This window comes from Dyella sp. RRB7, assembly GCF_022761115.1.
Taxonomy (GTDB): domain Bacteria; phylum Pseudomonadota; class Gammaproteobacteria; order Xanthomonadales; family Rhodanobacteraceae; genus Dyella.
In genome coordinates, this window is the sequence record NZ_JAKWJS010000001.1 from 1,066,008 (window position 1) to 1,090,163 (window position 24,156).

23 protein-coding genes are annotated in these 24,156 nt (G+C 66.8%); 17 read left to right on the plus strand and 6 right to left on the minus strand.

The window, feature by feature from the left end; genetic code table 11:
• Positions 1–69 precede the first annotated feature (69 nt).
• Both MJ606_RS04745 and secB read right to left on the minus strand, forming a co-directional pair.
• Positions 70–1,095: an NAD(P)H-dependent glycerol-3-phosphate dehydrogenase gene (locus MJ606_RS04745; RefSeq protein ID WP_243048244.1), complete on the minus strand. Its 1,026-nt coding sequence runs from the start codon at positions 1,093–1,095 to the stop codon at positions 70–72.
• Between the two features lie 9 nt (positions 1,096–1,104).
• On the minus strand, positions 1,105–1,596 hold the full coding sequence (gene secB, locus MJ606_RS04750) for a protein-export chaperone SecB (protein WP_243048245.1): 492 nt from the start codon (positions 1,594–1,596) through the stop codon (positions 1,105–1,107).
• A gap of 313 nt (positions 1,597–1,909) precedes the next feature.
• Between secB and rpmB the strand changes: the two genes are divergently transcribed.
• Both rpmB and rpmG read left to right on the plus strand, forming a co-directional pair.
• Entirely contained in the window at positions 1,910–2,146 is a 237-nt protein-coding gene (rpmB, locus tag MJ606_RS04755) for a 50S ribosomal protein L28 (RefSeq protein ID WP_102301867.1), read from the plus strand.
• Positions 2,147–2,156: 10 nt separating this feature from the next.
• Positions 2,157–2,324 (plus strand): 50S ribosomal protein L33, encoded by a 168-nt coding sequence (gene rpmG, locus MJ606_RS04760; RefSeq protein ID WP_008211962.1) that lies wholly within the window; start codon positions 2,157–2,159, stop codon positions 2,322–2,324.
• Positions 2,325–2,506: 182 nt separating this feature from the next.
• Here the strand turns inward: rpmG and MJ606_RS04765 are convergent, their stop codons facing one another.
• Entirely contained in the window at positions 2,507–3,700 is a 1,194-nt protein-coding gene (locus MJ606_RS04765; RefSeq protein ID WP_243048246.1) for a fatty acid desaturase, read from the minus strand.
• 177 nt (positions 3,701–3,877) lie between these two features.
• Between MJ606_RS04765 and MJ606_RS04770 the strand changes: the two genes are divergently transcribed.
• From MJ606_RS04770 to mutM, 6 genes are all read left to right on the plus strand, one after another.
• Positions 3,878–4,633, plus strand: a complete 756-nt coding sequence (locus tag MJ606_RS04770; RefSeq protein WP_243048247.1) for an ABC transporter ATP-binding protein — start codon at positions 3,878–3,880, stop codon at positions 4,631–4,633.
• Positions 4,630–5,415: an ABC transporter permease gene (locus MJ606_RS04775; protein ID WP_243048248.1), complete on the plus strand. Its 786-nt coding sequence runs from the start codon at positions 4,630–4,632 to the stop codon at positions 5,413–5,415. The genes MJ606_RS04770 and MJ606_RS04775 overlap by 4 nt, the downstream gene beginning before the upstream one ends.
• On the plus strand, positions 5,415–6,770 hold the full coding sequence (locus MJ606_RS04780) for a DUF4350 domain-containing protein (RefSeq protein ID WP_243048249.1): 1,356 nt from the start codon (positions 5,415–5,417) through the stop codon (positions 6,768–6,770). Before MJ606_RS04775 ends, MJ606_RS04780 begins: the two co-directional genes overlap by 1 nt.
• Complete coding sequence (locus MJ606_RS04785) at positions 6,767–7,258, plus strand: DUF4340 domain-containing protein (RefSeq protein WP_243048250.1); 492 nt, start codon at positions 6,767–6,769, stop codon at positions 7,256–7,258. The genes MJ606_RS04780 and MJ606_RS04785 overlap by 4 nt, the downstream gene beginning before the upstream one ends.
• A 70-nt stretch (positions 7,259–7,328) precedes the next feature.
• Positions 7,329–8,738, plus strand: a complete 1,410-nt coding sequence (gene gndA / locus MJ606_RS04790; RefSeq protein WP_243048251.1) for an NADP-dependent phosphogluconate dehydrogenase — start codon at positions 7,329–7,331, stop codon at positions 8,736–8,738.
• Positions 8,739–8,741: 3 nt separating this feature from the next.
• Positions 8,742–9,569 carry a bifunctional DNA-formamidopyrimidine glycosylase/DNA-(apurinic or apyrimidinic site) lyase gene (gene mutM, locus MJ606_RS04795; protein WP_243048252.1) on the plus strand — a complete coding sequence of 276 codons (828 nt, stop codon included), beginning with the start codon at positions 8,742–8,744 and terminating at the stop codon, positions 9,567–9,569.
• Between the two features lie 151 nt (positions 9,570–9,720).
• Here mutM and MJ606_RS04800 read toward each other — a convergent pair whose 3' ends face one another.
• Positions 9,721–10,485, minus strand: a complete 765-nt coding sequence (locus tag MJ606_RS04800; protein WP_243048253.1) for a hypothetical protein — start codon at positions 10,483–10,485, stop codon at positions 9,721–9,723.
• 29 nt (positions 10,486–10,514) lie between these two features.
• Positions 10,515–11,147, minus strand: coding sequence for a thymidine kinase (locus MJ606_RS04805; RefSeq protein ID WP_243048254.1), 633 nt, complete (start codon positions 11,145–11,147; stop codon positions 10,515–10,517).
• Between the two features lie 122 nt (positions 11,148–11,269).
• On the opposite strand from MJ606_RS04805, the gene MJ606_RS04810 reads away from it, so the two are divergent.
• Positions 11,270–13,249, plus strand: a complete 1,980-nt coding sequence (locus MJ606_RS04810) for a UvrD-helicase domain-containing protein (RefSeq protein WP_243048255.1) — start codon at positions 11,270–11,272, stop codon at positions 13,247–13,249.
• A gap of 5 nt (positions 13,250–13,254) precedes the next feature.
• Complete coding sequence (bluB, locus tag MJ606_RS04815) at positions 13,255–13,962, plus strand: 5,6-dimethylbenzimidazole synthase (RefSeq protein WP_243048256.1); 708 nt, start codon at positions 13,255–13,257, stop codon at positions 13,960–13,962.
• A gap of 18 nt (positions 13,963–13,980) precedes the next feature.
• Here the strand turns inward: bluB and MJ606_RS04820 are convergent, their stop codons facing one another.
• Entirely contained in the window at positions 13,981–15,012 is a 1,032-nt protein-coding gene (locus tag MJ606_RS04820; protein WP_243048257.1) for an AI-2E family transporter, read from the minus strand.
• A 180-nt stretch (positions 15,013–15,192) separates the two neighbouring features.
• Between MJ606_RS04820 and MJ606_RS04825 the strand changes: the two genes are divergently transcribed.
• The 7 genes from MJ606_RS04825 (at position 15,193) to MJ606_RS04855 (ending at position 24,120) form a co-directional block, all read left to right on the plus strand.
• The gene (locus MJ606_RS04825; protein WP_243048258.1) at positions 15,193–16,083 is read left to right on the plus strand and encodes an HAD family acid phosphatase; all 891 of its coding nucleotides are present in this window, start codon (positions 15,193–15,195) and stop codon (positions 16,081–16,083) included.
• Between the two features lie 288 nt (positions 16,084–16,371).
• Complete coding sequence (locus MJ606_RS04830) at positions 16,372–17,379, plus strand: hypothetical protein (protein ID WP_243048259.1); 1,008 nt, start codon at positions 16,372–16,374, stop codon at positions 17,377–17,379.
• A gap of 43 nt (positions 17,380–17,422) precedes the next feature.
• Complete coding sequence (gene plsB / locus MJ606_RS04835; protein WP_243048260.1) at positions 17,423–20,071, plus strand: glycerol-3-phosphate 1-O-acyltransferase PlsB; 2,649 nt, start codon at positions 17,423–17,425, stop codon at positions 20,069–20,071.
• A 110-nt stretch (positions 20,072–20,181) separates the two neighbouring features.
• On the plus strand, positions 20,182–21,540 hold the full coding sequence (locus tag MJ606_RS04840) for an amidohydrolase family protein (RefSeq protein WP_243048261.1): 1,359 nt from the start codon (positions 20,182–20,184) through the stop codon (positions 21,538–21,540).
• A gap of 49 nt (positions 21,541–21,589) precedes the next feature.
• Positions 21,590–22,345, plus strand: a complete 756-nt coding sequence (gene ubiE, locus MJ606_RS04845; RefSeq protein ID WP_243048262.1) for a bifunctional demethylmenaquinone methyltransferase/2-methoxy-6-polyprenyl-1,4-benzoquinol methylase UbiE — start codon at positions 21,590–21,592, stop codon at positions 22,343–22,345.
• A gap of 6 nt (positions 22,346–22,351) precedes the next feature.
• Positions 22,352–23,647, plus strand: coding sequence for an SDR family oxidoreductase (locus MJ606_RS04850; protein ID WP_243048263.1), 1,296 nt, complete (start codon positions 22,352–22,354; stop codon positions 23,645–23,647).
• Complete coding sequence (locus tag MJ606_RS04855; protein WP_243048264.1) at positions 23,644–24,120, plus strand: DUF2269 domain-containing protein; 477 nt, start codon at positions 23,644–23,646, stop codon at positions 24,118–24,120. The genes MJ606_RS04850 and MJ606_RS04855 overlap by 4 nt, the downstream gene beginning before the upstream one ends.
• Positions 24,121–24,156: the final 36 nt, after the last annotated feature.

The following is a 24,156-nucleotide window of genomic DNA, read 5'->3' on the forward strand; positions in this document are numbered from 1 at the left end:
GTGTCGCATGCGTGCGCGTCTCAGCGCCCGGTTTTTCACACCGGACGCCAAGACACGGGATGTCATCGTTCAGACCGGCTCGAACAGGCCTTTCGGGTACTCGGGCTTCTGCTGGCGCGCCATCAGCGCCTTCAGCCCCTCGACCGGGGTGACCTCACCGTGCAGCACGGCGCGTACACCGCTGCTGATGGGCAGGTCCAGGCCGTGCTTGGTGGCCAGGCGCGCCACCTCGTCGGCGGTGAGCACGCTTTCCACCACCTGGCCGATCTCGCGGACGGCCCCGTCGATGGCCTGCCCGCGACCCAGCGCCAGGCCCAGGCGGCGGTTGCGCGAGAGGTCGCCGGTGCAGGTCAGCACCAGGTCGCCCAGGCCCGCCAGGCCCATCAGGGTTTCCGGACGCGCGCCGAGCGCCACGCCCAGGCGCAGCATCTCGTTCATGCCACGGGTAATGAGGCCGGCGCGGGCGTTCAGCCCCAGCGCCATGCCGTCGGCGACACCGGTGGCCACCGCCAGCACGTTCTTCATGGCGCCACCCAGCTCAGCACCCAGCACGTCGCTGCCGGAATACGCGCGGAAATTCGGCGCATGCAGCAGCAGCGCCAGCTCGTGCGCAAAGGCTTCGTCATCGGAATGCACGGTGACGGCGCTGGGCATGCCGGCAGCCACTTCCTTGGCGAATGACGGCCCGGTGACCACGGCCGCCGGGCGACCCGGGAAGCGCTCATCCACCAGCTCATGCAGGAAACGGCCGGTGCCGGGCTCGAAGCCCTTGGTGGCCCAGGCAATGCGGGCACCGGGTTCCAGCCACGGCTCGATGTCCTCCAGCATGGAGGCGAACGCATGGCTGGGCACCACGATCAGCACCACCTGGGCGCCGCGCAGGGCGGCGGCCAGGTCGGGCTCATAGGCCAGTTCGGGGGGCAGCTCGACATCCGGCAGGTAACGCTGGTTGCGATGGGTTTCGGCCATCGCCGCCAGCGCGGAGGCATCGCGCCCCCACAGCCGGGTCGGTACCTGGTTGCGCGCGGCGAGGGCCGCCAGTGCGGTGCCCCAGGAACCGGCACCCAGGACGGCCAGGGTCGGACGCTCGACCATAAGGCTGGCTTAGCTGTTGAGCGTCGGGGCGGCGCTGCCGGTCAGCACGCGGCGCTGCTGCTCGGCGTACAGGGCATCGAAATTGATCGGCTGCAGCAGGAACGGCGGGAAGCCACCTTCCAGCACGAGCGCGGAGAGCATCTGGCGCGCGTACGGGAACAGCAGGTTCGGGCAGTAGCTGTTGAGGATGCCGGCCCGGTCTTCCTCGCTGAAACCGGCGATGCCGAACACGCCAGCCTGCTGCACTTCGGCCAGGTAAGCGGTGCGCTCGCCCAGGGAACAGGTCAGGGTAAGGCTCAGCACCACTTCATACAGGTCGTTGCCCATGTCCATGGACTTCTGGCCCAGGTTCAGCTGGACCTGCGGTTGATGCTCGGTCTCACCGACTTCCTGGAAGATCTGCGGGGCGTTGGGCGCCTCGTAGGAGACGTCCTTGATGTAGATCTTCTGCAGCACCAGCTGCGGCTGGCCAGCCTGGCCGTTGGCGGCGATATCTGCCATTGGGGTAACCCTCGTTCGTGTGCGGTGCGTGAATACGCAAAGAGCTGGATTGTTCCATACATCCCTGCGGCCTGCCATGCGGCAATGCCCTACACGTGGGCAAAGATTGCGCACCGCCCTGTTTTTCTGGGAGAATAACCGGCTGGACCCTGCCGACCCGACCCATCGGGCACGTTCGCGACGCGATGCGAACCTCACGGCGGCCCCAAAAGCACCATCCACCAGCATCGCGTGGCGCCAGTCGCCGCTGGGCCGATGCCGCCCTGGCTAACGGGTGGCAAACGCGCCCCAGGGCGCCCTATAGGAGGTCATCATGGCCCGTATTTGCCAAGTCACCGGAAAGGGTGTGCAGACCGGTAACAACGTCTCGCATGCCAACAACAAAACCCGTCGCCGCTGGTTGCCGAACCTGCATGAGCGCCGTTTCTGGGTCCCGAGCGAGAACCGCTGGGTGAAGCTGCGCGTTTCCAACCACGCCCTGCGCACGATCGACAAGAACGGCATCGAAGCCGTGCTCGCCGACCTGCGCGCCCGCGGCGAAAAGATCTGAGGATTGAGCCATGGCTAACAGCAAGCAAGACAAGATCCGCCTGATCTCTTCGGCCGGCACCGGCCACTTCTACACCACGCAGAAGAACAAGAAGAACACTCCGGAAAAGTTCGAGTTCAAGAAGTACGATCCGGTCGTTCGCAAGCACGTGATCTACAAGGAAGGCAAGATCAAGTGACCCAATGGCCCACGCGCGCAGCGCGTGGCTAGCCATTTGGTCATCCCTGCGAAAGCAGGGAGCCAGCCGCCTTCACGAAAAGCCCGCCGCAAGGCGGGTTTTTTGTTGCCCTAACTACCCCAAGTCGCCCAATAAAAAAGCCCGCCTTGCGGCGGGCTCTTCATGTGACTTGACCGAACCGGTCAGGCGTTGGCCACCGAGTAGCCCTTCAGGCGGGCGGCGAACTCCTGCAGGGCGCGGATGCCGCTCTGCTCGGCTTCGGCGATCCACTGCTGCAGGCCCTTCAAGGCCTGGTCGGCACCGCGCTGCTCCATCAGGGCCGCCAGGCGGTTGCGGAAATCGCACACGGTGTTGAGGTTCGGACGCTTGGCCAGCACGGACTGCATGCGCTCGCGACCTTCGTTGTCCAACCAGCGGCCGCCATCGGCCAGCGCGCGGCGCAGGCGACGCGGTACCGACTTGATGTTCTCGCCGGCATGCTGCGCTTCGTCGCGCAGGGTCGGCATGATCACGTTGCGGTAGTAGTCGGTCATCGCCGCGAAGCGGTGGGTGAGTACGCCCTTGAGCGTCTCGGCATCCGGCAGGTGCACGTTGGGGCGCACGTCGAGCGCGGGCGCCACACGCAGCACCTTGGCCAAGCCGACCGCGCGCAGGGCGCAGATGGCGGCCCAGCCGATGTCGAACTCCCACTTGCGCAGGGCGAACTTGGCCGAGCTCGGGAAAGCGTGGTGGTTGTTGTGCAGCTCTTCGCCGCCGATCCAGAAACCCCATGGGATGAGGTTGGTGGCGGTGTCGGCGCTCTCAAAGTTGCGGTAGCCCCACCAGTGGCCGATGCCGTTGACGAAGCCGGCGGCCCAGAACGGGATCCAGATCATCTGCACGGCCCACAGGGCGGCACCGATCACGCCGAACAGGGCGAGGTCGATGATCAGCATCAGCGCCGGCCCCCAATACGGATGCGCGCTGTAGAGCCTGCGCTCGATCCAGTCGTCCGGGGTGCCGCGGCCGTACTTCTCGAGATCTTCCTTCACTTCGCTGGCGTCGCGGTACAGCGACACGCCGTCCCAGAACACCTTCTTGATGCCGTAGATCTGCGGGCTATGCGGATCTTCCTCGGTCTCGACCTTGGCGTGGTGCTTGCGATGCACCGCCACCCACTCCTTGGTGACCATGCCCGTGGTGAGCCAGCCCCAGAAGCGGAAGAAATTCGCCACCACCGGGTGCAGGTCCACGCCGCGATGGGTCTGGCAGCGGTGCAGGTACAGCGTCACCGTGAAGATGGTGAGCTGCGTCATGACCAGCATATAGACAAGCATGCTGACCCAACCGGCATGCGTGATGCCGTTGGACAGGAAATTGAGGACTGCGTCGAGCATCGGGGAAACACCCAGGGGTATGGATTTTCAGTCTAAGCGAGGGGTTTCCGTACCCGCCAGCATGGACAGCGCAAAATATTGTCGCACCTCTTTGGCGTGACGAGGTTAATGTGCTGTGCCGCGCACAAGCGCCCTCACCCTGTTGTGTGAAGTTGGGGGCGCCGTGACAATCATGCAATGAACGCGCCTACTGCCGTATTGCAACTGGATCACATCACCCGCCATCGGGCCGGACGCCCTGCGGTGGCCGATCTCAGCCTGCGGCTGGACGCCGGTCAGGTACTGGGTTTGCTGGGGGTCAACGGAGCGGGCAAGTCCACCACCCTGGCCATGATTGCCGGTGCGCTGGTGCCCGACAGCGGGTCCATCCAGCTGAACGGCAAGGACTTCATCGAGCACCCGGAGCTGGCCAGCCGCGCCATCGGCTGGCTGCCGGAACGTGCCCCGCTGTGGCCGGAACTGACCGTCAGCGAACACCTGGACGCCCACGGTCGCCTGCGCGGCCTGCACGGCACGGCGCTGGCCCAGGCCCGCCAGCGCATCGTCGAACGGCTGGAACTGGGGCCGCTGGCGCGTCGCCTGGCCGGCGTGCTGTCGCAGGGCCAGCGCCAGCGCCTCGGGCTGGCCTGCGCGTTGCTGCATGGTCCGTCCCTGCTGGTGCTGGACGAGCCGGCCAATGCGCTCGATCCGGTGCAGGTGGCGGCGCTGCGGTCGGTCATCCGCGAACAGGCCGCGGCCGGCACGGCCATCATTCTTTCCACCCATCTGCTGGCCGAGGTAACGGCAGCGTGTGATCGGGTGGCGATCCTGCACGAAGGCCGGCTGCGCTACGACAGCCCGATCCACGGCGACGACCACAAGATGCTGGAACAGACCTTCTTCGATATCGCCATGCGCGGCGATGGCCCGGGCGACAGGATGCAGGCCGCATGAGCGTGCTCGCCGTGACGCGGCTGGAGCTGCGCCGTTTGTTTGCCCGCCCGCTGGCCTGGGTGCTGGCCGCGCTCACGCTGGCGCAGCTGGCCTGGCGTTTCGTGCTGCTGCTGGGCGGCTTTCTGGCCGGACAGATCAAGCTGGCGGCGCTGCCCGGCGGGCCGGGTTATACCGACCTGGTCGGCGTGCCGATGCTCAGCAGCATCCTTACCGGCGGCATCCTGCCGTTCGGCGTGGCCGAGCTGGCGCTGGTGATCGTGCCGCTGCTGACCATGTCCACGCTGGCCGGGGAACGCAGCAACGGCACGCTGCCGTTGTGGTTCGCGGCCGGCCTGCCCGCCTCGCGCATCGTGCTGGGCAAGTACCTCGCGCTGATGCTGTGGCTGGTGCTGTGGCTGGCGCTGGCGCTGGCGATGCCGTTGAGCCTTGCCCACGGCGTCACGCTGGACTGGGGCAAATTGGCCGCCGCCTCGCTGGGGCTGCTGCTGACCCTGGCCGCGCTCGCCGCCATCGGCGTGGCCTGCTCGGCCTATGCCTCGCACGCGTCGATTGCCGCCAGCATCGCGCTCACCATCGGCCTTGCGCTGGCCGGCGTGAACATCGCCGCGCAGAAAGCCGGCGCCACCAGCGGCGTGTTCAACTGGCTGGCGCTGAGCGGGCACCTGGAAACCCTGCTGCGCGGGCTGGTCTCCACGGCGGACATCGCCTGGTTCGTGCTGGTGATCGTGGTGGCGCTGGCGCTGGCCACGCAACGCCTCGCCGCCGAACGGGAGCGCGGCTGATGAAGCGCCTGTTCCGGCATGTGAATGGATGGCTGTTTGCGCTGGCGCTGCTGCTGGGCGCGGGCGCCATCGGCTACCTCACCAACCGCTACGACCACGTGGCCGACTGGACCTATGGCGGCCGCGCCAGCCTTTCCCCCGAGAGCCGCGCCGTGCTCGATGCCTTGCACGGTCCGGTGGACATCGTCAGCTACGCCAATCCGCAAGGCGACCTGCGCCACACCATCGCCGGCTTCGTGCAGCGCTACCAGCAGGCGAAGCGTGATCTCACGCTGCGCTTCGTCGACCCGCAGCAGGACCCGGCAGCGATGCGCGAGCTGGGCATCACCGTCGATGGCGCGCTGATCATCCACTACCAGGGCCGCGAGCAGCGCCTGGACGAACTGTCCGAACGCAGCCTCACCAATGCGCTGGAACGCCTCGCGCGCGGCGGCGAGCGCATCGTGGCCTTCGTTTCCGGCGACGGCGAGCGGCGCCCCGACGACAAGGGCAACGCGGACCTGGGCACCTTCATGGCGCAGCTGGAAGGCCGCGGCATGCGCGCCGTGCCGCTGAACTTCGCCCAGGTGACCGCGGTACCCCAGCATACCGACCTGGTGGTGCTCGCCAGCCCCGAGATGGCGCTGCCCGAAGGTGCGGTGAAGGCGCTCACCGACTACGTGGCCAACGGCGGCAATCTGCTGTGGCTCAGCGAGCCGTCCAACGACGACCTGCACCTGCAGCCGCTGGCCGACGCGCTGGGCATCCGCATGCTGCCGGGCGTGCTGGTCGACGGACAAGGCGCGGCGCTGGGCCTGAAGGATCCGCGCATGATCGCACTGGGTGATTACCCGCCGCACGCGATCACCCGGGGCTTCACGCTGACCACGCTGTTCCCGCAGGTTTCCGCGCTGGCGCTGGCCGCGCGCACGGACTGGAAGGTCGGCGCGTTCCTGCGCTCCAGCGCGCAGAGCTGGACCGAGTTCAAGCCGATCGACAACGCGCAGAGCTCCACCATCCAGTACGACGCCAACGCGGGTGAGCTGAAGGGCCCGCTCGACTTCGGCTTCGCCATGAGCCGGCTGTCGCCGAGCCCGGACAAGGCCGAACAGCGCGTGGTGGTGATCGGCGACGGCGACTTCCTCTCCAACACCTTCCTGGGCAATGGCGGCAACCGCGCGCTGGGCGAGCGCATCTTCGACTGGCTGCTGGGCGACGACGCACTGGTAAATCTGCCGCCGCGCGGCGCGCCCGATCGCGTGCTGCAGATGTCGCAGGCGCAGCTCAGCGCCGTCACCCTGGGTTTCCTGGTGGTCTTGCCGCTGCTGCTGCTGGCCATCGGCGGCTGGATCGCCTGGCGGCGCCGGCGCGCATGAAGCGGGCGACGCGCCAGCGCTTGTGGCTGATCGGCGGTGCGCTCGTGCTGGCCGCCGTGGCCGGCTGGCAGTGGCGGCGCGACCACGATGCCGCGCCCGGTACCCTGCTCCAACTCGCCCCCGAGGCCATCACCGAGGTGGCGCTGGCCGTCGGCAATGGCCCGGAGGAGCATTACGCCAGACGCGACGGCCACTGGTGGCGTATCGATGGCACGCCGGCCCGTGCCGATGACGGCCGCCTGGGCGAGCTGGCCGACACCGCCGCGGCCGCCGTGCTCAGCTGGCGCCCCTTGAGCGACTTCGTGCCCGCCAAGATCGGGCTGGCGCCTCCGCTGGCCGTGCTCAGCCTGGATGGCCAGCGGATCGAGTTCGGGGAAACCTCGGTCACCGGCCCACAGCGCTATGTGCGCGTGGGCGACCGGGTGGCGTTGATTTCCATCCGCTATATGCCGCGCCAAGCCACCAACGAGGCGTTGAAGGCGCGCTAGCTTCCGCAGGCCACTTGCACCCCGGCCACACCTCCCCATATGAAGGTGATCCCCAGGCAGGAGCGATGACATGAGTCAGCAGGCGATCGGCGTAGTCGGCATGGCGGTGATGGGCAGCAACCTGGCCCTCAACATCGAAAGCCGCGGCCATGCGGTATCCGTCTACAACCGACACCGCGAACGCACCGACGAGGTCATCGCCCAGAACCCGGGCAAGCGGCTGGTACCCACCTATACGCTGCAGGAATTCGTCGACTCGCTGGAAAAGCCCCGCCGCATCCTGCTGATGGTGAAGGCCGGCGAGCCCACCGATGCCACCCTGGCCGACCTCAAGCCCCTGCTGGACAAGGGCGACATCGTGATCGACGGCGGCAACACCTTCTTCAAGGACACCATCCGCCGCGAAAGCGAGATGCAGGCGGCGGGCCTGCATTTCATCGGCACCGGCGTATCGGGCGGCGAGGAAGGCGCGCTGCATGGCCCCTCGATCATGCCGGGCGGCCCGCGCGAAGCCTACGACCTGGTCGCGCCCATCCTCACCGAAATCGCCGCGCGCGCGCCCGATGGCGAGCCCTGCGTGGCCTACATGGGTCCGAACGGCGCCGGCCACTACGTGAAGATGGTGCACAACGGCATCGAATACGGCGACATGCAGTTGATCGCCGAAAGCTACTCGGTGTTGCGCCATGTGCTCGGCCTGTCCAATGACGAACTGGCCGCGGTCTACGCGGACTGGAACAAGGGCGAGCTGGACAGCTACCTGATCAGCATCACCGCCGACATCTTCACCAAGAAAGACCCGGAGACAGGCAAGGCGCTGGTCGACGTGATCCTCGACCGCGCCGCGCAGAAGGGTACCGGCAAGTGGACCAGCCAGAGTGCGCTGGATCTGGGCGTGCCGCTGCCGCTGATCACCGAATCGGTGTTCGCGCGACTGCTTTCGGCGCTGAAGGACGAGCGCGTGGCCGCCAGCCATATCCTTCCCGGCCCGGCTCCCGGCAAGTTCGGCGGCGACCGCGCCGCCTTCATCGAGGCGGTGCGGCGCGCGCTCTACTTCAGCAAGATCGTCTCCTACGCCCAAGGCTTCGCGCAGCTGCGTGCCGCGTCGGACGAATACCAGTGGGACCTGCCCTACGGCACCATCGCGCGCATCTTCCGCGCCGGCTGCATCATCCGCGCGCGCTTCCTGCAGAAGATCACCGATGCCTATGCACGCGACGCGCAACTGAAAAACCTGCTGCTGGACCCGTATTTCCGCGACATTGCCGCGCAATACCAGGGTGCGCTGCGCGAGGTGGTGTCCGCTGCGGTGAATGCGGGCGTACCGGTACCGTGTTTCTCCTCGGCCATCGCCTACTACGACGGCTATCGCGCCGAACAACTGCCCGCCAACCTGCTGCAGGCACAGCGCGATTACTTTGGCGCACACACGTTCGAGCGTGTCGACAAGCCAGGCAGCTTCCACGCGGATTGGTCGTAGTCGATGCCCGAGTTGCCCGAAGTTGAAACCACCCGTCGCGGCATCGCCCCTCATCTGATCGGTCGACGCGTCACTGGCGTGACGCTACGTCGCCCGGATTTGCGCTGGCCGATTCCCGCGCAAATCACCGAACTGCTGCCTGGCCAGCGCATCGAATCGGTCGAGCGGCGTGCGAAATACCTGCTACTGCACACCCAGGCCGGCAGCCCATTGCTGCACCTGGGCATGACCGGCGTGCTGCGCGTGCTGCCGCCCGACGCGCTGGTGGGCAAGCACGATCATGTGGACATTGCGCTGGAACCGACTGCTACGGAAGGCCCGCGCATTCTTCGCTTCACCGACGCCCGCCGCTTCGGCTGCCTGCTGTGGCAGGCGCCCGGCGAGATCCATGAATTGCTCGCATCGCTCGGCCCCGAGCCGCTCACGGACGACTTCGACGGCGAGCTGTTGTGGCAGCTTTCCCGAAGGCGCAAGGCGGCGGTGAAGCTGTTCCTGATGGACAACGCCATCGTGGTGGGCGTGGGCAATATCTACGCGAGCGAGGCGCTATTCGCGGCGGGCATCGATCCGCGCAAGCCGGCGGGTTCCGTGTCGCGTGCACGCTATGCAAGGCTGGCGGCAGAAGTGAAGCGCATCCTGGCGTGGGCGATCGAGCGCGGTGGCACCACCTTGCGCGACTTCATCAACCCGGATGGGGCGCCTGGGTATTTCTTTCGCGAGTTGCAGGTGTATGGGCGCGAAGGTGAGCCTTGCCGGGTTTGTGGCACGCCGATTCGACAGGTGGTGTTGGGGCAGCGATCGACGTTTTGGTGTCCGCGCTGTCAGCGTTAGGTCTTTCGCTTGGGTTTTTGCGACTTCGGGCGCCATCGCCAGGATGCCGCCCGAGAAAAAGCGAAAGTCACGGGATCCCCTCTTTCGCGGGGATGACGATCAAAACCGCGTTCCCGCGAGCCCCCATAGGGAAGAAGGAACCAAACCCAAATCAATCCGGCCAACGAAACTCAACAAACGTATTGTTGAACTCCGGATCCTCGAATCCGCCACCCAACCGCGCCACCAGGTTCCCCGGCAGCCCCTCTGCCTCCAGCGGCTGCCCATCGGCAAAGTGCGCACCCAGCGCCTCCAACTCCACCAGTCGCTCGCACAACAAACCCGCGCGATCGCTCTCGCTTTCGGGAACGTTGCGGAGGCTGATATCCGGACGGCCAAACTTGCGCATGCCGCGCGTGTGGATCCAATAGCGGCCCTTCTGTTCTTCCGCGTCACGCAGGATCAACAGGTGATGGCGGATGGGCGCGCCGTCGCGCACCAGGTATTGCCGGCGCCAGCCCTCGGCGTCGTACAGGCTGAGCGTCTGCGGATCGAGGATGGCGGTGCCGCCCACGTCCAGCAGGGCCGCCAGCACGCCCAGCGTGTCGCGCAGATAGCCGGTATCCGGGCTGTCCGGCAGGCGGCCGCGCACGACCAGTACCTCGGGTGCATCCAGCGCCAGTTTGTAAGCTTCAGGAGCATCGTCCTTGAACATGCGGCCGACGCTGCCCTTGAGCGGATAACCCTCCCACTGGCGCAGCGCGTTGTGGTGGTGGCTGGTCAGCTCCATGCCCTGGGGCAGGCCCTCGCTGCCGTAATCGGTGGTGGGCGCACGCACCGGCTCGAACTTGCCGAACACGTAGAACTGCAGCAGGGCTTCTTCGTCGCTGGGCTGCCAGTGGGGCCGCTGCCAGGCGGGGATGGTGACCTTGGACATACCTTTCCTTATGGGTGATGGCGCAGGGCTCAATGCCCTTCGCCCAACGGCAACACCGGCTGCTGCAGTTCGATCCGGCCATGCCCTTCGGTGATGTTCTTGAACTCGGCACGGCTTACCGAGACATAGCGGTCATTGCCGCCAATCTCAACCTGCGGGCCGTCGGTGACCGCGCGTCCATGTTCATCCACGCGCACCACCATGGTGGCCTTGCGGCCGGTATGGCAGATGGTCTTGATTTCTTCCAGCTTGTCGGCCCAGGCCAGCAGGTAACGGCTGCCTTCGAACAACTCGCCGCGAAAGTCGGTGCGCAGGCCATAGGCCAGCACCGGCACGTCCAGCTTGTCCACCACATCGCTGAGCTGCCATACCTGGACCTTGCTGAGGAACTGCGCCTCGTCGACGAACACGCAATGCAGGGCGCCGCGCGCGGCCAGGTCGGCCTGCACCAGGGTCAGCAGATTCTCGTCGGCACCGAAGCGCCGCGCATTCGCCTTCAGGCCGATGCGCGAGGCCACCACGCCCTCGCCGAAGCGGTTGTCCAGCGCGGGCGTAAGAATCAGCGTGCGCATGCCGCGCTCGTGATAGTTGTAGGCGCTCTGCAGCAGCGTGGTGGTCTTGCCGGCATTCATTGCCGAGTAATAGAAGTACAGCTTGGCCATGGACTTGCCGGCGATTGGGACACTGCATGGTAACGTGCGGGCGGGCATGGCGGCACCTGCGCCGCCTGCCGATTTGCTACCATCACGCGCCACGCCAAGCGCGTTCCAGACCCCCACGCCTTATGCTGAACCCGCAACAATTGGCCGCCGTCGAGCATTGCGACGGCCCGCTGCTGGTGCTGGCGGGCGCCGGCTCGGGCAAGACCAGCGTGATCACGCAGAAGATCGCGTACCTCATCGCCCGCAAGAAGCTCGCACCGTCCCGGATCGCCGCGATCACCTTCACCAACAAGGCGGCGAAGGAAATGCGCGAGCGCGTGGCCAAGCTGATCAGCACCGAAGACGCGGCGGCGCTGACCGTCAGCACCTTCCACGCGCTGGGCCTGAAGTTCCTGCAGATGGAGCACGCGCGCGCCGGGCTGCGCAAGGGTTTCTCGGTGCTCGACGCGGACGACAGCGAAGGCATCATCAAGGAGCTTTCGCCCAAGGGCGTGAAGCCGGATGTGCTGTTCGGCATCCGCAACCTGGTCAGCCGCGCCAAGAATGCCGGCCTGTCGCCGGAGGAGGCCTCGGCCGCCGCGCGCAGCCCGCGCGAGCTGGACGCGGCGATGATCTACCAGCTGTACCAGCAGCGCCTGGCCGCGTTCAACGCGGTGGATTTCGACGACCTGATCCGCCTGCCGCTGCGCATCCTGGAGGCCGATGACGAGTGTCGCGCCGCCTGGCGCGAGCGCCTGCGCTACCTGCTGGTGGACGAATACCAGGACACCAACGACGCGCAGTACCGCCTGCTCAAGGCGCTGGCCGGCGAACGTGGCAGCTTTACCTGCGTGGGCGACGACGACCAGTCCATCTACGCCTGGCGCGGCGCCAACCCCGAGAACATCGACCAGCTCGGCAAGGACTGGCCGAGCCTGCGCGTGATCAAGCTGGAGCAGAACTACCGCTGCGGCAAGCGCATCCTGCGCGCGGCCAACAAGCTGATCGCCAACAACCCCCACCTGCACGAAAAGAAACTGTGGAGCGAACACCCGGAAGGGCCGCAGATCCGCGTGCTGGAGTGCAAGGAAAACGAACACGAGGCCGAGCGCGTCGCGGCCATCGCCGTCACCCTGGCGGAGAAGCACAAGGCGCGCTGGCACGACATCGCCATCCTCTATCGCGGCAACTTCCAGGCGCGCCCGCTGGAGAAGGCGCTGCGCCTGGCACGCGTGCCGTATCACCTCACCGGCGCGCTGAGCTTTCTCGATCGCGCCGAAGTGAAGGACGTGCTGTGCTACCTGCGCCTGCTGACCAACCCCAGCGATGACGCCGCCTTCCTGCGCGTGGTCAACGTACCCAAGCGCGAGATCGGCTCGACCACGCTGGAGAAGCTCGGCCAGATCGCGCAGACCCGCCACGCGCCCCTGCTCGACGCCGCGCGCAGCGACGCCGTGCTGCGCCAGCTCACCCCGCGCCCCGCCGCCGCACTGGCCTCGTTCACCACCCTGATGGACGAACTGCGCAGCGCCTCGCTGCACCAGAGCGCGGCCGACCTGGTGGAAACCGTGCTCGAACGCACCGGCTACGCCGCGCAGATCGCCGCCACCACCACCGACGCCGCATTGCGCGAGCGCCGCCTGGGCAACCTGCGCGAACTGGCCGACTGGTTCCGCGCCATGCAGCGCGGCAACAACAGTGCGGGCGACCTGGCCGCGCAGCTGGCCCTGCTCAGCCACGCCGACCGCGACGAGCCCGGCAACGCCGTGCGCATGATGACGCTGCACGCGGCCAAGGGCCTGGAATTCCGCTTCGTCTTCATCGTGGGTTGCGAGGAAGGCACGCTGCCGCACGATGGCGCCATCGACGAGGGGCGCATCGATGAGGAACGTCGCCTGATGTACGTGGGCATCACCCGTGCCAAGGAGATGCTCACCCTGTCGTGGTCGGCCAAGACCAAGCGCTACGGTGAAGTGCACAGCAACCAGCCCAGCCGCTTCCTGCACGAACTGCCGCAGGACGACCTGCACTGGCAGGGCAAGGACCCGGAAGCGGACAAGGAAGTCGTGCGCGAAACGGCCGAGTCGCACATGGCCAAGATCGCCGCGATGCTGGCAGGTTGAGCACGGTGAGCGAGCACGCCTTTCCCGAGGAACAACGCGCTGGGCTCTATCGCGCCATTCACGAACGGCGCGACGTCCGCTCGCAATTCCGGCCCGACCCGATCGCTCCCGACGTACTGGCCCGCCTGCTGCGCGCCGCCCACCACGCGCCGTCGGTGGGCTTCATGCAGCCGTGGGATTTCATCGTCATCGACAGCGCGGCCACCAAGCAGGCCATGAAAGCGTTGTACGAACGTGCCAACGCCGATGCCGCCGGCCGTTTCGAGGGCGAACGCGCGGCGTTGTACCGGCGGCTGAAGCTGGAAGGCATCGTCGACAGCCCCATCAACCTGTGCATCACCTGCGATCGCACTCGCGGCGGCCCGCATGTCCTGGGTCGCAACACCATGCTGGATGCCGACCTGTTCAGCACCTGCCTGGCGGTGCAGAACCTGTGGCTGGCGGCACGCGCCGAAGGCATCGGCGTGGGCTGGGTGAGCATTGTCGACCCCGCCGAGCTGGCCACCCTGCTGGGCCTGCCCGACCACGTGGTGCCGGTGGCCTATCTGTGCCTGGGCTATGTCAGCGAATTTCTCGCGCGCCCCGAGCTGGAAACCGCCGGCTGGCGCTCACGCCTGCCGCTGGAGAGCCTGCTGCACGGCAATCGCTGGCGTGAGCCGCTGGACAACGCGCCGCTGCTGGATGCCGTGCTCGGCACCGAGCCATCGAGCTGAGCCCGTCGCGGGCGGTGCTCAAATCAACCGCTCGGCTTCCAATTCGCTCTTGAGATAGGCGTAGTAGATCGGCCCCGCAATCAGGCCGGGCAAGCCGAAGGCCGCTTCCATCAGCAGCATGGCCACCAGCAACTCCCACGCGCGGGCGCGGATCTGTCCGCCGACGATGCGCGCGTTGAGGAAGTATTCGAGCTTGTGGATGAGGATGAGGAAGCCCAGCGCGGCGATGCCCACGCCCAGCGATATCGACAGGCCGGCAATGGTGATGGCGGTGTTGGAAATCAGGTTGCCGATCACCGGCAGCAGGCCGACGATGAAGGTGATCACCACCAGGGTCTTGGCCAGCGGAACATGGATATCCAGCAGCGGCAGCACGCCAAGCAGGAAAATCGCGGTGAACACGGTATTGAGCAGCGAGATCTTGATCTGCGCGAACACGATGTTGTGGAACGCTTCCGCCAGTCGCTGCGCACGCAGGCCGAGTGCCGCCGCCAGCGGGCCCACCTGATGGGCCGGCCGCGCCCGGCTCAGCGCCACGATGGCGCCCAGCACCATGCCGATCAGGATGTGCACGAACACCCGCGCCGCCTCCTTGCCCACCAGCTGCAGGCTCACCGAATGCTTGCGCGTCAGTTCCATCGCCATCAGCCGCAGGTCGTCCACGCTGTCCGGCAGCCAACCCACCACGGACGCCGGCAATTGCTCCCTCGCCTTTTCCACCAGCGGCATCAGCTGCTGCTGCCACATCACCTCGGGATTGCCGATTTCATTGCGCAGGAAACTCACCGCGCTGAGGATCAGCAGCACCAGCAGGCCCACCACGATGGTGCCCAGCAGGGCCACCACCAGCACCCGTGCGCGGTCGCTGGGCACGCGCTTGCCCAGCAATGGCGCGGTGGACTGCACCAGCTCGTACACCAGCAGCCCCGCGAACAGCGCCGGCAGCAGACGCAAGCCCAGCACCAGCAGCAACGCCGCGCCCGCGAGCACGTAGCTGGTCACGCGGATGGCGAACGAGGGCGAACGCGGGACGGACAGGGCAGGTTCCATGCAACTTCATACGATGGGGGGCCCGGTGAGTCTGTCAGCAGGCAGGCATGGCCGCCAGCCCTTCGAATGCCTGGGCTATCCGCCGGACCCTGCTGTCATCCGCCACGGAAAGCCGGGCCAGACATCGCCGTGTCGTAAACTTCTCCGATCCTGATAGCCAAGTTTCCACGGGAATCCTTCATGTCTGTTCGTTTGCCGGCGGCCCTTGCCGCCCTGATCCTGCTTGCCGGTTGTTCCGCCGCACCTACCAAGACCCCCGTCGTCGCCACCCCGACGCCTGTCACGGCGCCGGCCACCACGCCGGCCGACGACAACCTCAATGCCGTCGCCTGGAGCCAGACTGCGATCGAGCATGACCTGATCTATATGCAGACCTATCGCGACGCCGAGTCCCGCCTGCTGGCGGCGCTGGCCGACAAGCAATGGGACGCGCTGCCCAAGGGCGACCGCGCCGCACCGGCCACGGGCCTGCCGCCGGCGGTGGTGCTCGATATCGACGAAACCGTGCTGGACAACTCGCCCTACCAGGCCCGCTTGGTGAAGAGCGGCGGCGAATACAACGAGGCCGACTGGGCCGCCTGGTGCAACGAGCAGCGCGCCCGCGCGCTGCCTGGCGTGGTGGAGTTCACCCAGTTCGCGGCCAAGCACGGCGTGGCGGTGATCTACATTTCCAACCGCGCCAAGGATCTGGATCAGGTTACCCTGGCCAATCTGCGCAAGGTCGGCCTACCCGTCTCCGGCCCGGACGCCTTCCTGGGCCTGGGCACCTTCGTCGAGGACTGCGAGCAAGTGGGCACCGAGAAAGGTTGCCGCCGCCAGCTGATCAGCCACAAATATCGCGTTTTAATGCAATTTGGCGACCAGATCGGCGATTTTGTGAGCGTGCTGGCCAACACCACCGAGGGGCGCGAGAAGGCCATGGCGCCGTATATGGACTGGATCGGCACCCGCTGGTTCGTGCTGCCCAACCCGACCTATGGCGCATGGGAGCCCGCATTGTTTAATAATGACTGGACGGCCCCGCGCGACGAGCGCCGCCGACAGAAGATCCAGTCGTTGCGTTTCGACTAAAGTACAAATATAAAAATCAATAAGTTACGCAACCAAATCTAAAGTATTGCTTTAGGTTTAACGGGGAAGTAAGATCTTCCCCGCCAACACCTGCTGACCTTGATAATTCCGCAGGCAAGGCCATTTCCCTTCCGGCTCTGCCGGATTACCCCGTGAGGCCCATCGCCCGCGGGGTTTTCTTTTTGGGCGCCCCGTCGCCCGGCTCTTGTCCGTACGGAGCCGCCCCCCTTACGCTCCGCCGACCGCCCCGTACCCATGAGTTCGCCGGGCGCTACCTTTCGAGATTCCATGCGTCGCTCATCCATTTATTTCGCCATTGGGGCATTCGTCGCGCTGGTGCTGCTGGCTGCGGGATCGGTCCTGCTCATGCATTCGCACAAGCCCGGGCCGGTGCCCGTGGTCGCGGGCGGCGAAACGCCGGAGGCCTCGGTGCAGCAGTCGGTGGCGCTGCTCAAGGCCGGCGATTTCGCCAACTTCTGGAAGCACGCGCTGCCGCCGGCGGACTACGACACCCTGCGCGCCGACTGGACGCGCCCGCGCCCGGAAGCGCAGCCCATCAGCCCCGAGGACCGGACCGATTTCATCCAGAACATGCAGCAGCTGACCGCGCCGGATGCGGAGACCAAGCTCTACGCCCTGGCCAAGCCCAAGCTCACCCAGCTGGAACAGCAGTACCACGACCAGGTGCCGGTGATGATCGGCGTGGCCCAGGCCATCGCCGCCACCGGGGTCGCCCAGAGCAAGCAGCTGACCAACCTGCAGAAGCAGCAGGCCACCGAAGTCATCAATGTGCTCGCCCCCTGGGCCCAGCAGGCGCCCTGGTTCGACCAGGCGCGGGCCAGGCAGGCCATTGCCGTGGCGGTGGCCACGGCCCGCAAGATCGACCTGAAGACGCCCGAGGCCATGCGCGCCATGGATTTCGACACCGCGATGCAGAAGTACAGCGCGGGTTTCCTCGGTATCAAGCAGGTGCTGGGCATTTATGGCCTGTCGATCGACGACACCCTCGATTCGGTGAGGGTCACCCCGCTGGAAAACCGCAATGGGCATGCGCGCGTGCGCATCGACTACACCTTGCTCGGCAAGCCGCTGTCGCTCGAATCGGAGCTGGTGCAGCAGGATGGCCGCTGGTACAGCGCCGACGTGCTGCAGAACGTGCGCGATGCCCATGACCGCCTGCTCAACCCGCCCGCGCCCGCCGGCAGCACCGGGGTGCCCGCATCGTCGAGCACCAGCACGCCGGTGGAAGTGGTGACGCCGCCACCCGCCGCGACCTCCACCGCATCCAGGCACTGATCGTCGAAACAGGTTTCTTCGACGCTCCGGTTACAATCCGCCAATGCTGAATACGACCACGGACACTCCCGCCCGTAGCCGCGCGCCCTGGTGGTTCAACCTGGCCGGGCAACTGCTCGAGCCTTGGGTGCGCATCCGCCGCGACCCCGCCGAACCGGCTGCCTTGCTGCAGGCCGGTGCGCCGGTGTGCTACGTCATCGAGCGCGACGGGTTCTCCGATGCGCTGATCCTCGAGCGCGCCTGCCGCGAGGCCGGACTGCCCAGCCCCATGCAGCCGCTGGCGGGCACGCGCCGCCGGCGCTCGGTGTTCGCCCTGGCCCGCCGCGATGGCTGGCTGTTCGGGCGCAACCGCAAGCGCTCGCCGAACGAGCCGCTGGGCCAGCTGGTGCGCTCGCTCGAGGGCGACCCCGAGCGCGACATCCAGATCGTGCCCGTCTCCATCTATGTCGGTCGCGCGCCCACCCGCGAGTCGGGCTGGTTCAGCGTGCTGTTCTCCGAAAACTGGGTGATGGTGGGCCGCTTCCGCCGCATGCTGGCGCTGTTGCTCAACGGCCGCGACACGGTGGTGCACTTCTCCACCCCGGTATCGCTGCGCGCGGTGATGAGCGAGTCCGGCGAGATCCGCCCGGAACGCCTCACGCGCAAGATTGCCCGCGTGCTGCGCACACATTTCCGCCGCATCCGCGCGGCGGTGATCGGCCCCGACCTGTCGCACCGTCGCACCGTGGTCGACGCGGTGCTCAATGCCGAGCCGGTGCGCGCGGCCATCAACGCCACCGCCGCCAAAGAAAACATCAGCCAGGCCAAGGCCTGGCGCAAGGCGCACGACCTGGTGATGGAGATCGCCGCCGACTATTCGCATCCGGTGGTGCGCTCGGCGTCGTTCCTGCTGTCCAACTTCTGGAACAAGCTGTACGACGGCATCGCCATGCACCACTTCGACAAGGCCCGCGCCGCCGCGCCGGGCCATGAAGTGGTGTACGTGCCTTGCCACCGCAGCCACACCGACTACCTGCTGATGTCCTATCAGCTGCACGTGTCGGGCGTGGTGGTGCCGCACATCGCCGCGGGCGTGAACCTCAACCTGCCGGTGATCGGCCCGATCCTGCGTCGCGGCGGCGCGTTCTTCCTGCGCCGCAGCTTCAAGGGCAACGCGTTGTATTCGGTGGTGTTCAACGAGTACGTCGCCCAGCTGATCGATCGCGGCGTGCCGATGGAGTACTTCATCGAAGGCGGCCGCTCGCGCACCGGGCGCCTGCTGGCGCCACGCGCGGGCATGCTGGTGATGACCGTGCGCGCGTTCCTGCGCGCGCCGCGCCGGCCGGTGCTGTTCCAGCCGGTGTACATCGGTTACGAGAAGCTGATGGAAGGCAAGAGTTATATCGGCGAGCTCTCCGGCAAGCCGAAGGAGAAGGAATCCCTGCTCGGCCTGCTGCGCGGCCTCAAGGTGCTGCGCCAGCGCTACGGCCACGTGGCGCTGAGCTTCGGCGAGCCGATCGAGCTGAACCCGCTGCTCGACGCGGCCGCCAGCGACTGGCGTCAGTCCACCGCCCATCCGGACGCCAAGCCCGAATGGCTGGGCCGGGTGGTGGATGACCTGGCCGAACGCATCCAGATCAATATCAACCGCGCCGCCGACGTGAACCCCATCAACCTGCTGGCACTGGCCTTGCTGGCCACGCCCAAGCACGCGATGGCGGAGAACGACCTGCTCGCCCAGCTGGAGCTGATGAAGGCGCTGCTGGAAGAGCTGCCCTATTCGGACCGCGTCACGCTCACCTCGATGGACCCGGCCGGCATCATCGCCTACGGCGAGCAGATGGGCTGGATCCGCCGCGTGCGCCACCCGCTGGGTGACGTGCTGGTGACCGAGGACGAGCAGGCCGTGCTGCTCAGCTACTTCCGCAACAACGTATTGCACCTGATGGCCACCGCCGCGTGGGTGGCCTGCTGCTTTCTCAACAACCGTCGCATGTCGCGCGCCTCGGTGCTGCGCCTGGGCCGCATCATCTACCCGTTCATCCAGGGCGAACTGTTCCTGCCGTGGGACAAGGACGGCTTCTGCAAACAGTTGCAGGCGACCATCGACTTCTTCGTGCGCCGCGGCCTGCTCGAGGCCACCGGCGACGGCCGCGTGCTGGAGCGCGGCCCCGGCCAGGACGATGCGGCCTACCAGCTCAAGATCATCGCGCGCAGCCTGATCCAGGCCTTCGAGCGCTACTACATCACCATCGCCGCGCTGGTGAAGAACGGCCCGCATACGCTGACCGCCGCCGAGCTGGAAAACGCCTGCACGCTCACCGCCCAGCGCCTGAGCCTGCTCAACGAGCTGTCCGCGCCGGAGTTCTTCGACAAGGCGCTGTTCCGCGGCTTCATCCAGAAGCTGCGCGAAAGCCACATTGTGTGGACCGACGAGGCCGGCAAGCTCGACTACGACCGCGCGCTGGAAGACATGGTGCGCGACGCGCGCGTGATCCTGGCGCGCGAGGTGCGTCACTCCATCCTCAAGATCACCCCGGGTGGCGATGGCGATCGCGAGGTGCAGCTGGAGCCCGCCAAGCCGATCCCCGCCGATGCCTCCAGCGAAGCGCTGCACGAGCGCCATGTGGCGGCCGAGCATCACGCGCATGCGCCGGAGGAAACCAAGCCGGTGGCGGAAACTCAAGGCACCAAGGACTTGTTCAAGGACTAAGCCCCAGCCGTCATTCCGGCGCGGACCGGGATGACGGCCCTAGGCGGTTCGTCATGGCTCCATGGCGCGGGGGTGACCGTATGATGACCCCGTACCCAGGGGAGCTCACCATGACCGCACGCGTCGCCTTCGCCATTGCTGCCGCCCTTTCGCTGCCCACCGCGCTCGTGGCCGAAGCGGCCCCGCCCAACCACGATGTCACCGTGCTGCACTGCGCGCGCCTGGTCGACCCCGCCGCAGGCAAGCTGCTGGGCGAAACCACGCTGGTGATCGAAGGCAGCCGGGTCACGGAGATCAAGAGCGGCCATGCCGACGACAAGCCCTACCGCGATGCCGCCAGTGCGGCCGGCGCGCACTACGCGCTGGTGAACCTCGCCGATGCCACCTGCCTGCCCGGCCTGATCGATTCGCACACCCACCTCACTTCCGAAACCAGCCCCACCGGCTACACCGACCAGTTCCGCTGGAATACCGCCGACTACGCCATCCGCTCGACCGTGTATGCGCGCCGTACCCTGCTGGCCGGTTTTACCAGCGTGCGCAACGTGGGTGACAACGACAACGAATCCATCGCCCTGCGCAACGCGATCAATGCCGGCATCGTGCCGGGCCCGCGCATCTTCACCGCCGGCAAGCCGATCGGCACCACCGGCGGCCACGCCGACCCCACCGACGGCTACCGCATGGACTTGCAGGGCGACCCGAGCGCGAAGGACGGCATCATCAACAGCCCCGAGGACGCGTACAAGGCGATACGCCAGCACTACAAGGACGGCGTGGACGTCATCAAGATCATGCCCTCCGGCGGCGTGCTCGACGAAAGCAGCAGCGCCGACAACGCGCAGATGACCATCGAGGAGATCAAGGCCGTGGTGGCCGCCGCGCACGACTACGGCTTCACCGTGGCCGCCCATGCGCACGGCGCCGAGGCGATCCGTCGCGCTGTGCTCGGCGGCGTGGACTCGATCGAGCACGGCACCTTCATGAACGACGAAGACATGAAGCTGATGAAGGAGCACGGCACCTGGTACGTGCCCACCATCATCGCCGGCAAGTACGTACAGGAAATGGCCGCCAAGCCGGGCTATTACCCGCCGCAGGTGGCGGCCAAGGCGCTGCAGGTAGGCCCGGTCATCCAGGCCACTGCTGGCAAGGCCTACAAGGCCGGCGTGAAGATCGCCTTCGGCACCGACGCCGCGGTGTACCCGCACGGCCAGAACGCCAAGGAATTCCAATACATGGTGCAGGCCGGCATGCCGCCGATGTTCGCGCTGCAGGCCGCCACCACCCACGCCGCCGAGCTGCTGCACAAGCAGGACGAGCTGGGCCAGATCGCCGTGGGCCGCCACGCCGACGTGATCGCCGTGCCGGGCAACCCATTGGATGACATCACCCTGATGCAGAAGGTGAGCTTCGTGATGAAGGACGGCGTGGTCTACAAGCAGGACGGCAAGCCCCTCGTCGACTAACCCCGCTCCTACGGGGAAGTCCCGGGGGCGTTCCTGTAGCATTACGCGCATGAGCGACCAGCACCCCAACACCACCCATTTCGGTTTCCGCGACGTCCCTGTCGCCGACAAGCAGAAGCTGGTCGGCCAGGTGTTCACCTCCGTCGCGCGCAGCTACGACCTGATGAACGACCTGATGTCGTTCGGCATCCATCGCCTGTGGAAGCGCCATTTCGTGGCGGTGAGCGGGGTGCGCCGGGGCGATCGCGTGCTGGACCTGGCCGGCGGCACCGGCGACATCGCCGCGTTGCTGCGCCCCGTGGTAGGCGCCGAGGGCGAGATCGTGGTGGGCGACATCAACGCCGCCATGCTCGGCGTGGGCCGTGACCGCATGACCGATCGCGGCCTGGTCTCCGGCTTGCGCTGGGCCCAGCTCAACGCCGAGGCGCTGCCGTTCCCCGACCATAGCTTCGATGCGGTGACCATGGCCTTCGGCCTGCGCAACGTCACCGACAAGGACAAGGCACTGGCCGATATCTGCCGCGTGCTCAAGCCCGGTGGTCGCGCGCTGGTGCTGGAGTTCTCGCGCGTGCAGAGCGAACTCTTCAGCAAGCTCTACGACTTCCATTCGTTCAAGGTGCTGCCCAAGCTGGGCCAGCTGTTCGCCGGCGACGCCGACAGCTACCAGTACCTGGCCGAATCGATCCGCAAGCATCCGGACCAGGAAACGCTCAAGAGCATGATGGAGCGCGCCGGCTTCGGCCGCGTGGACGTGCGCAACCTGAGCAACGGCATCGTGGCGATCCATCGCGGGTACAAGTTCTAAGCCCTCATGCGAGTGCTGGTCACCGGGGCCTACGGCTTCATTGGCTCGCATATCGTCGCGGCGCTTGTCGCTGCGGGGCATGAAGTCGTCTGTGCCGTGCGCGACGGCCGCGTCGATACGCGTTTCCCTGGACTGCAGGCCATCGCCTGCGACATGGCGCGCGATGTCACCGTCAATGCCTGGCTTCCACGGCTTCAAGCAGTCGACGCGGTGGTGAACTGCGCAGGCATCCTGCGTGAACGACGCGGCAGCCGCTTCGACACCGTGCACGTGCAGGCGCCCGTCGCACTGTACCAGGCCTGCGTAGCGGCGGGTGTGCGCCAGGTGGTACAGGTTTCGGCGCTGGGCCGCGCCGACGATGGGGAATTCATCGCGAGCAAACACCGCGGCGACGAGAAGCTCATGGCCCTGCCGCTTGACGCCACCATCCTTCGCCCGTCGCTGGTCTATAGCGTCCGCGGCTCTTATGGCGGCACCTCCCTGTTGCGAGCCATGGCGGCGCTCCCGGGCTGGATCGCCGTACCTCGCGCCGCGATGGCTCCCTGCGTGCAGCCCATCGCCGCCGAAGATGTGGCGCAAGCCGTGGTCGCCGCGCTGGCGCGTCCCGGGCGCGGCACCGAGATGCTTGAACTGGTGGGACCGCACGCCATGGGCCTGGCCGACTATCTGCAAGGCTGGCGCCGCTGGCTTGGGCTGCCCGCCGCGAGGATCTGGGCCGTGCCTACCATCGGGGTGCGATGGGCTTGCCGGCTCGGTGAGTGGCTCGGTCAAGGTCCATTGGGCGAAACCATGCAACGCATGCTTGAGCACGGCAACCTGGGCCAGCCACACGCGCTGGAACGGATGCGGTCGAGCCTGGACCTTTCGCCGCGCTCATTGGAACGCGCATTAGCCGAAACGCCCAGCCACGTGCAGGATCGTTGGCATGCTCGCCTCTATCTCGCGCTACCGGTGCTGCGTGCGAGTCTGGCCTTGCTGTGGCTGGCCTCGGGCGCCATGGGCTGGTGGCTGCCGGCCGATGTGGTGACGGCGGCGACGCAAGCCGGGCCTTTGCCTGCAGGCGCAGCGCTCATCCTCGCTCGCGCCACAGCAAGCCTCGATCTGCTGCTTGGCGTGCTCTGCCTGCTGCGCTGGCGACCACGCTGGGTGCTGACGGGCATGCTGTTGATGCTGGTCGGCTATACGCTCGGCATAGGCACGCTTTGGCCAGCGCATTGGCTTGATCCGCTGGGCGGCCTGCTGAAGAACCTGCCCCTGATGGCCGCCGTCGCCGTCCTGTTGGCCACCGAGGAGAGGCGATGACTGCCTATGCGCTGCTGAAGCTGTTACACATCCTCTCGTCCACCCTGTTGTTCGGTACCGGGCTCGGCACCGCGTTCTTCATGTGGTTCACCTGGCGCAGCGGCAACCTGCAGGCAATTGCCACTGCCTCAAGGCTCACCGTACTGGCCGACTGGTGCTTCACCACACCGGCTGTACTCATCCAGCCACTCACCGGCATCGCACTCGTTCGACTCATGGGCTTTGCGTGGAGCAGTCCATGGTTGCAGGCCGCCATCGCGCTCTACCTGTTCACCGGCGCCTGCTGGCTGCCCGTGGTGGTCTTGCAGATGCGCGTGCGCCATATGGCCGTTGCCGCCCTGGGCGCCGGCCAGTCGCTACCTGGCGATTGCACCCGCCTGATGCGCTGGTGGTTCGCCCTGGGATGGCCGGCATTTCTCGCCGTGATGGTGATTTTCTGGCTGATGGTCGCCAAGCCACCACTCTGGTCTTGAGCGATCGGACGTGATGCGCCGGAAAGCAGGATCAAG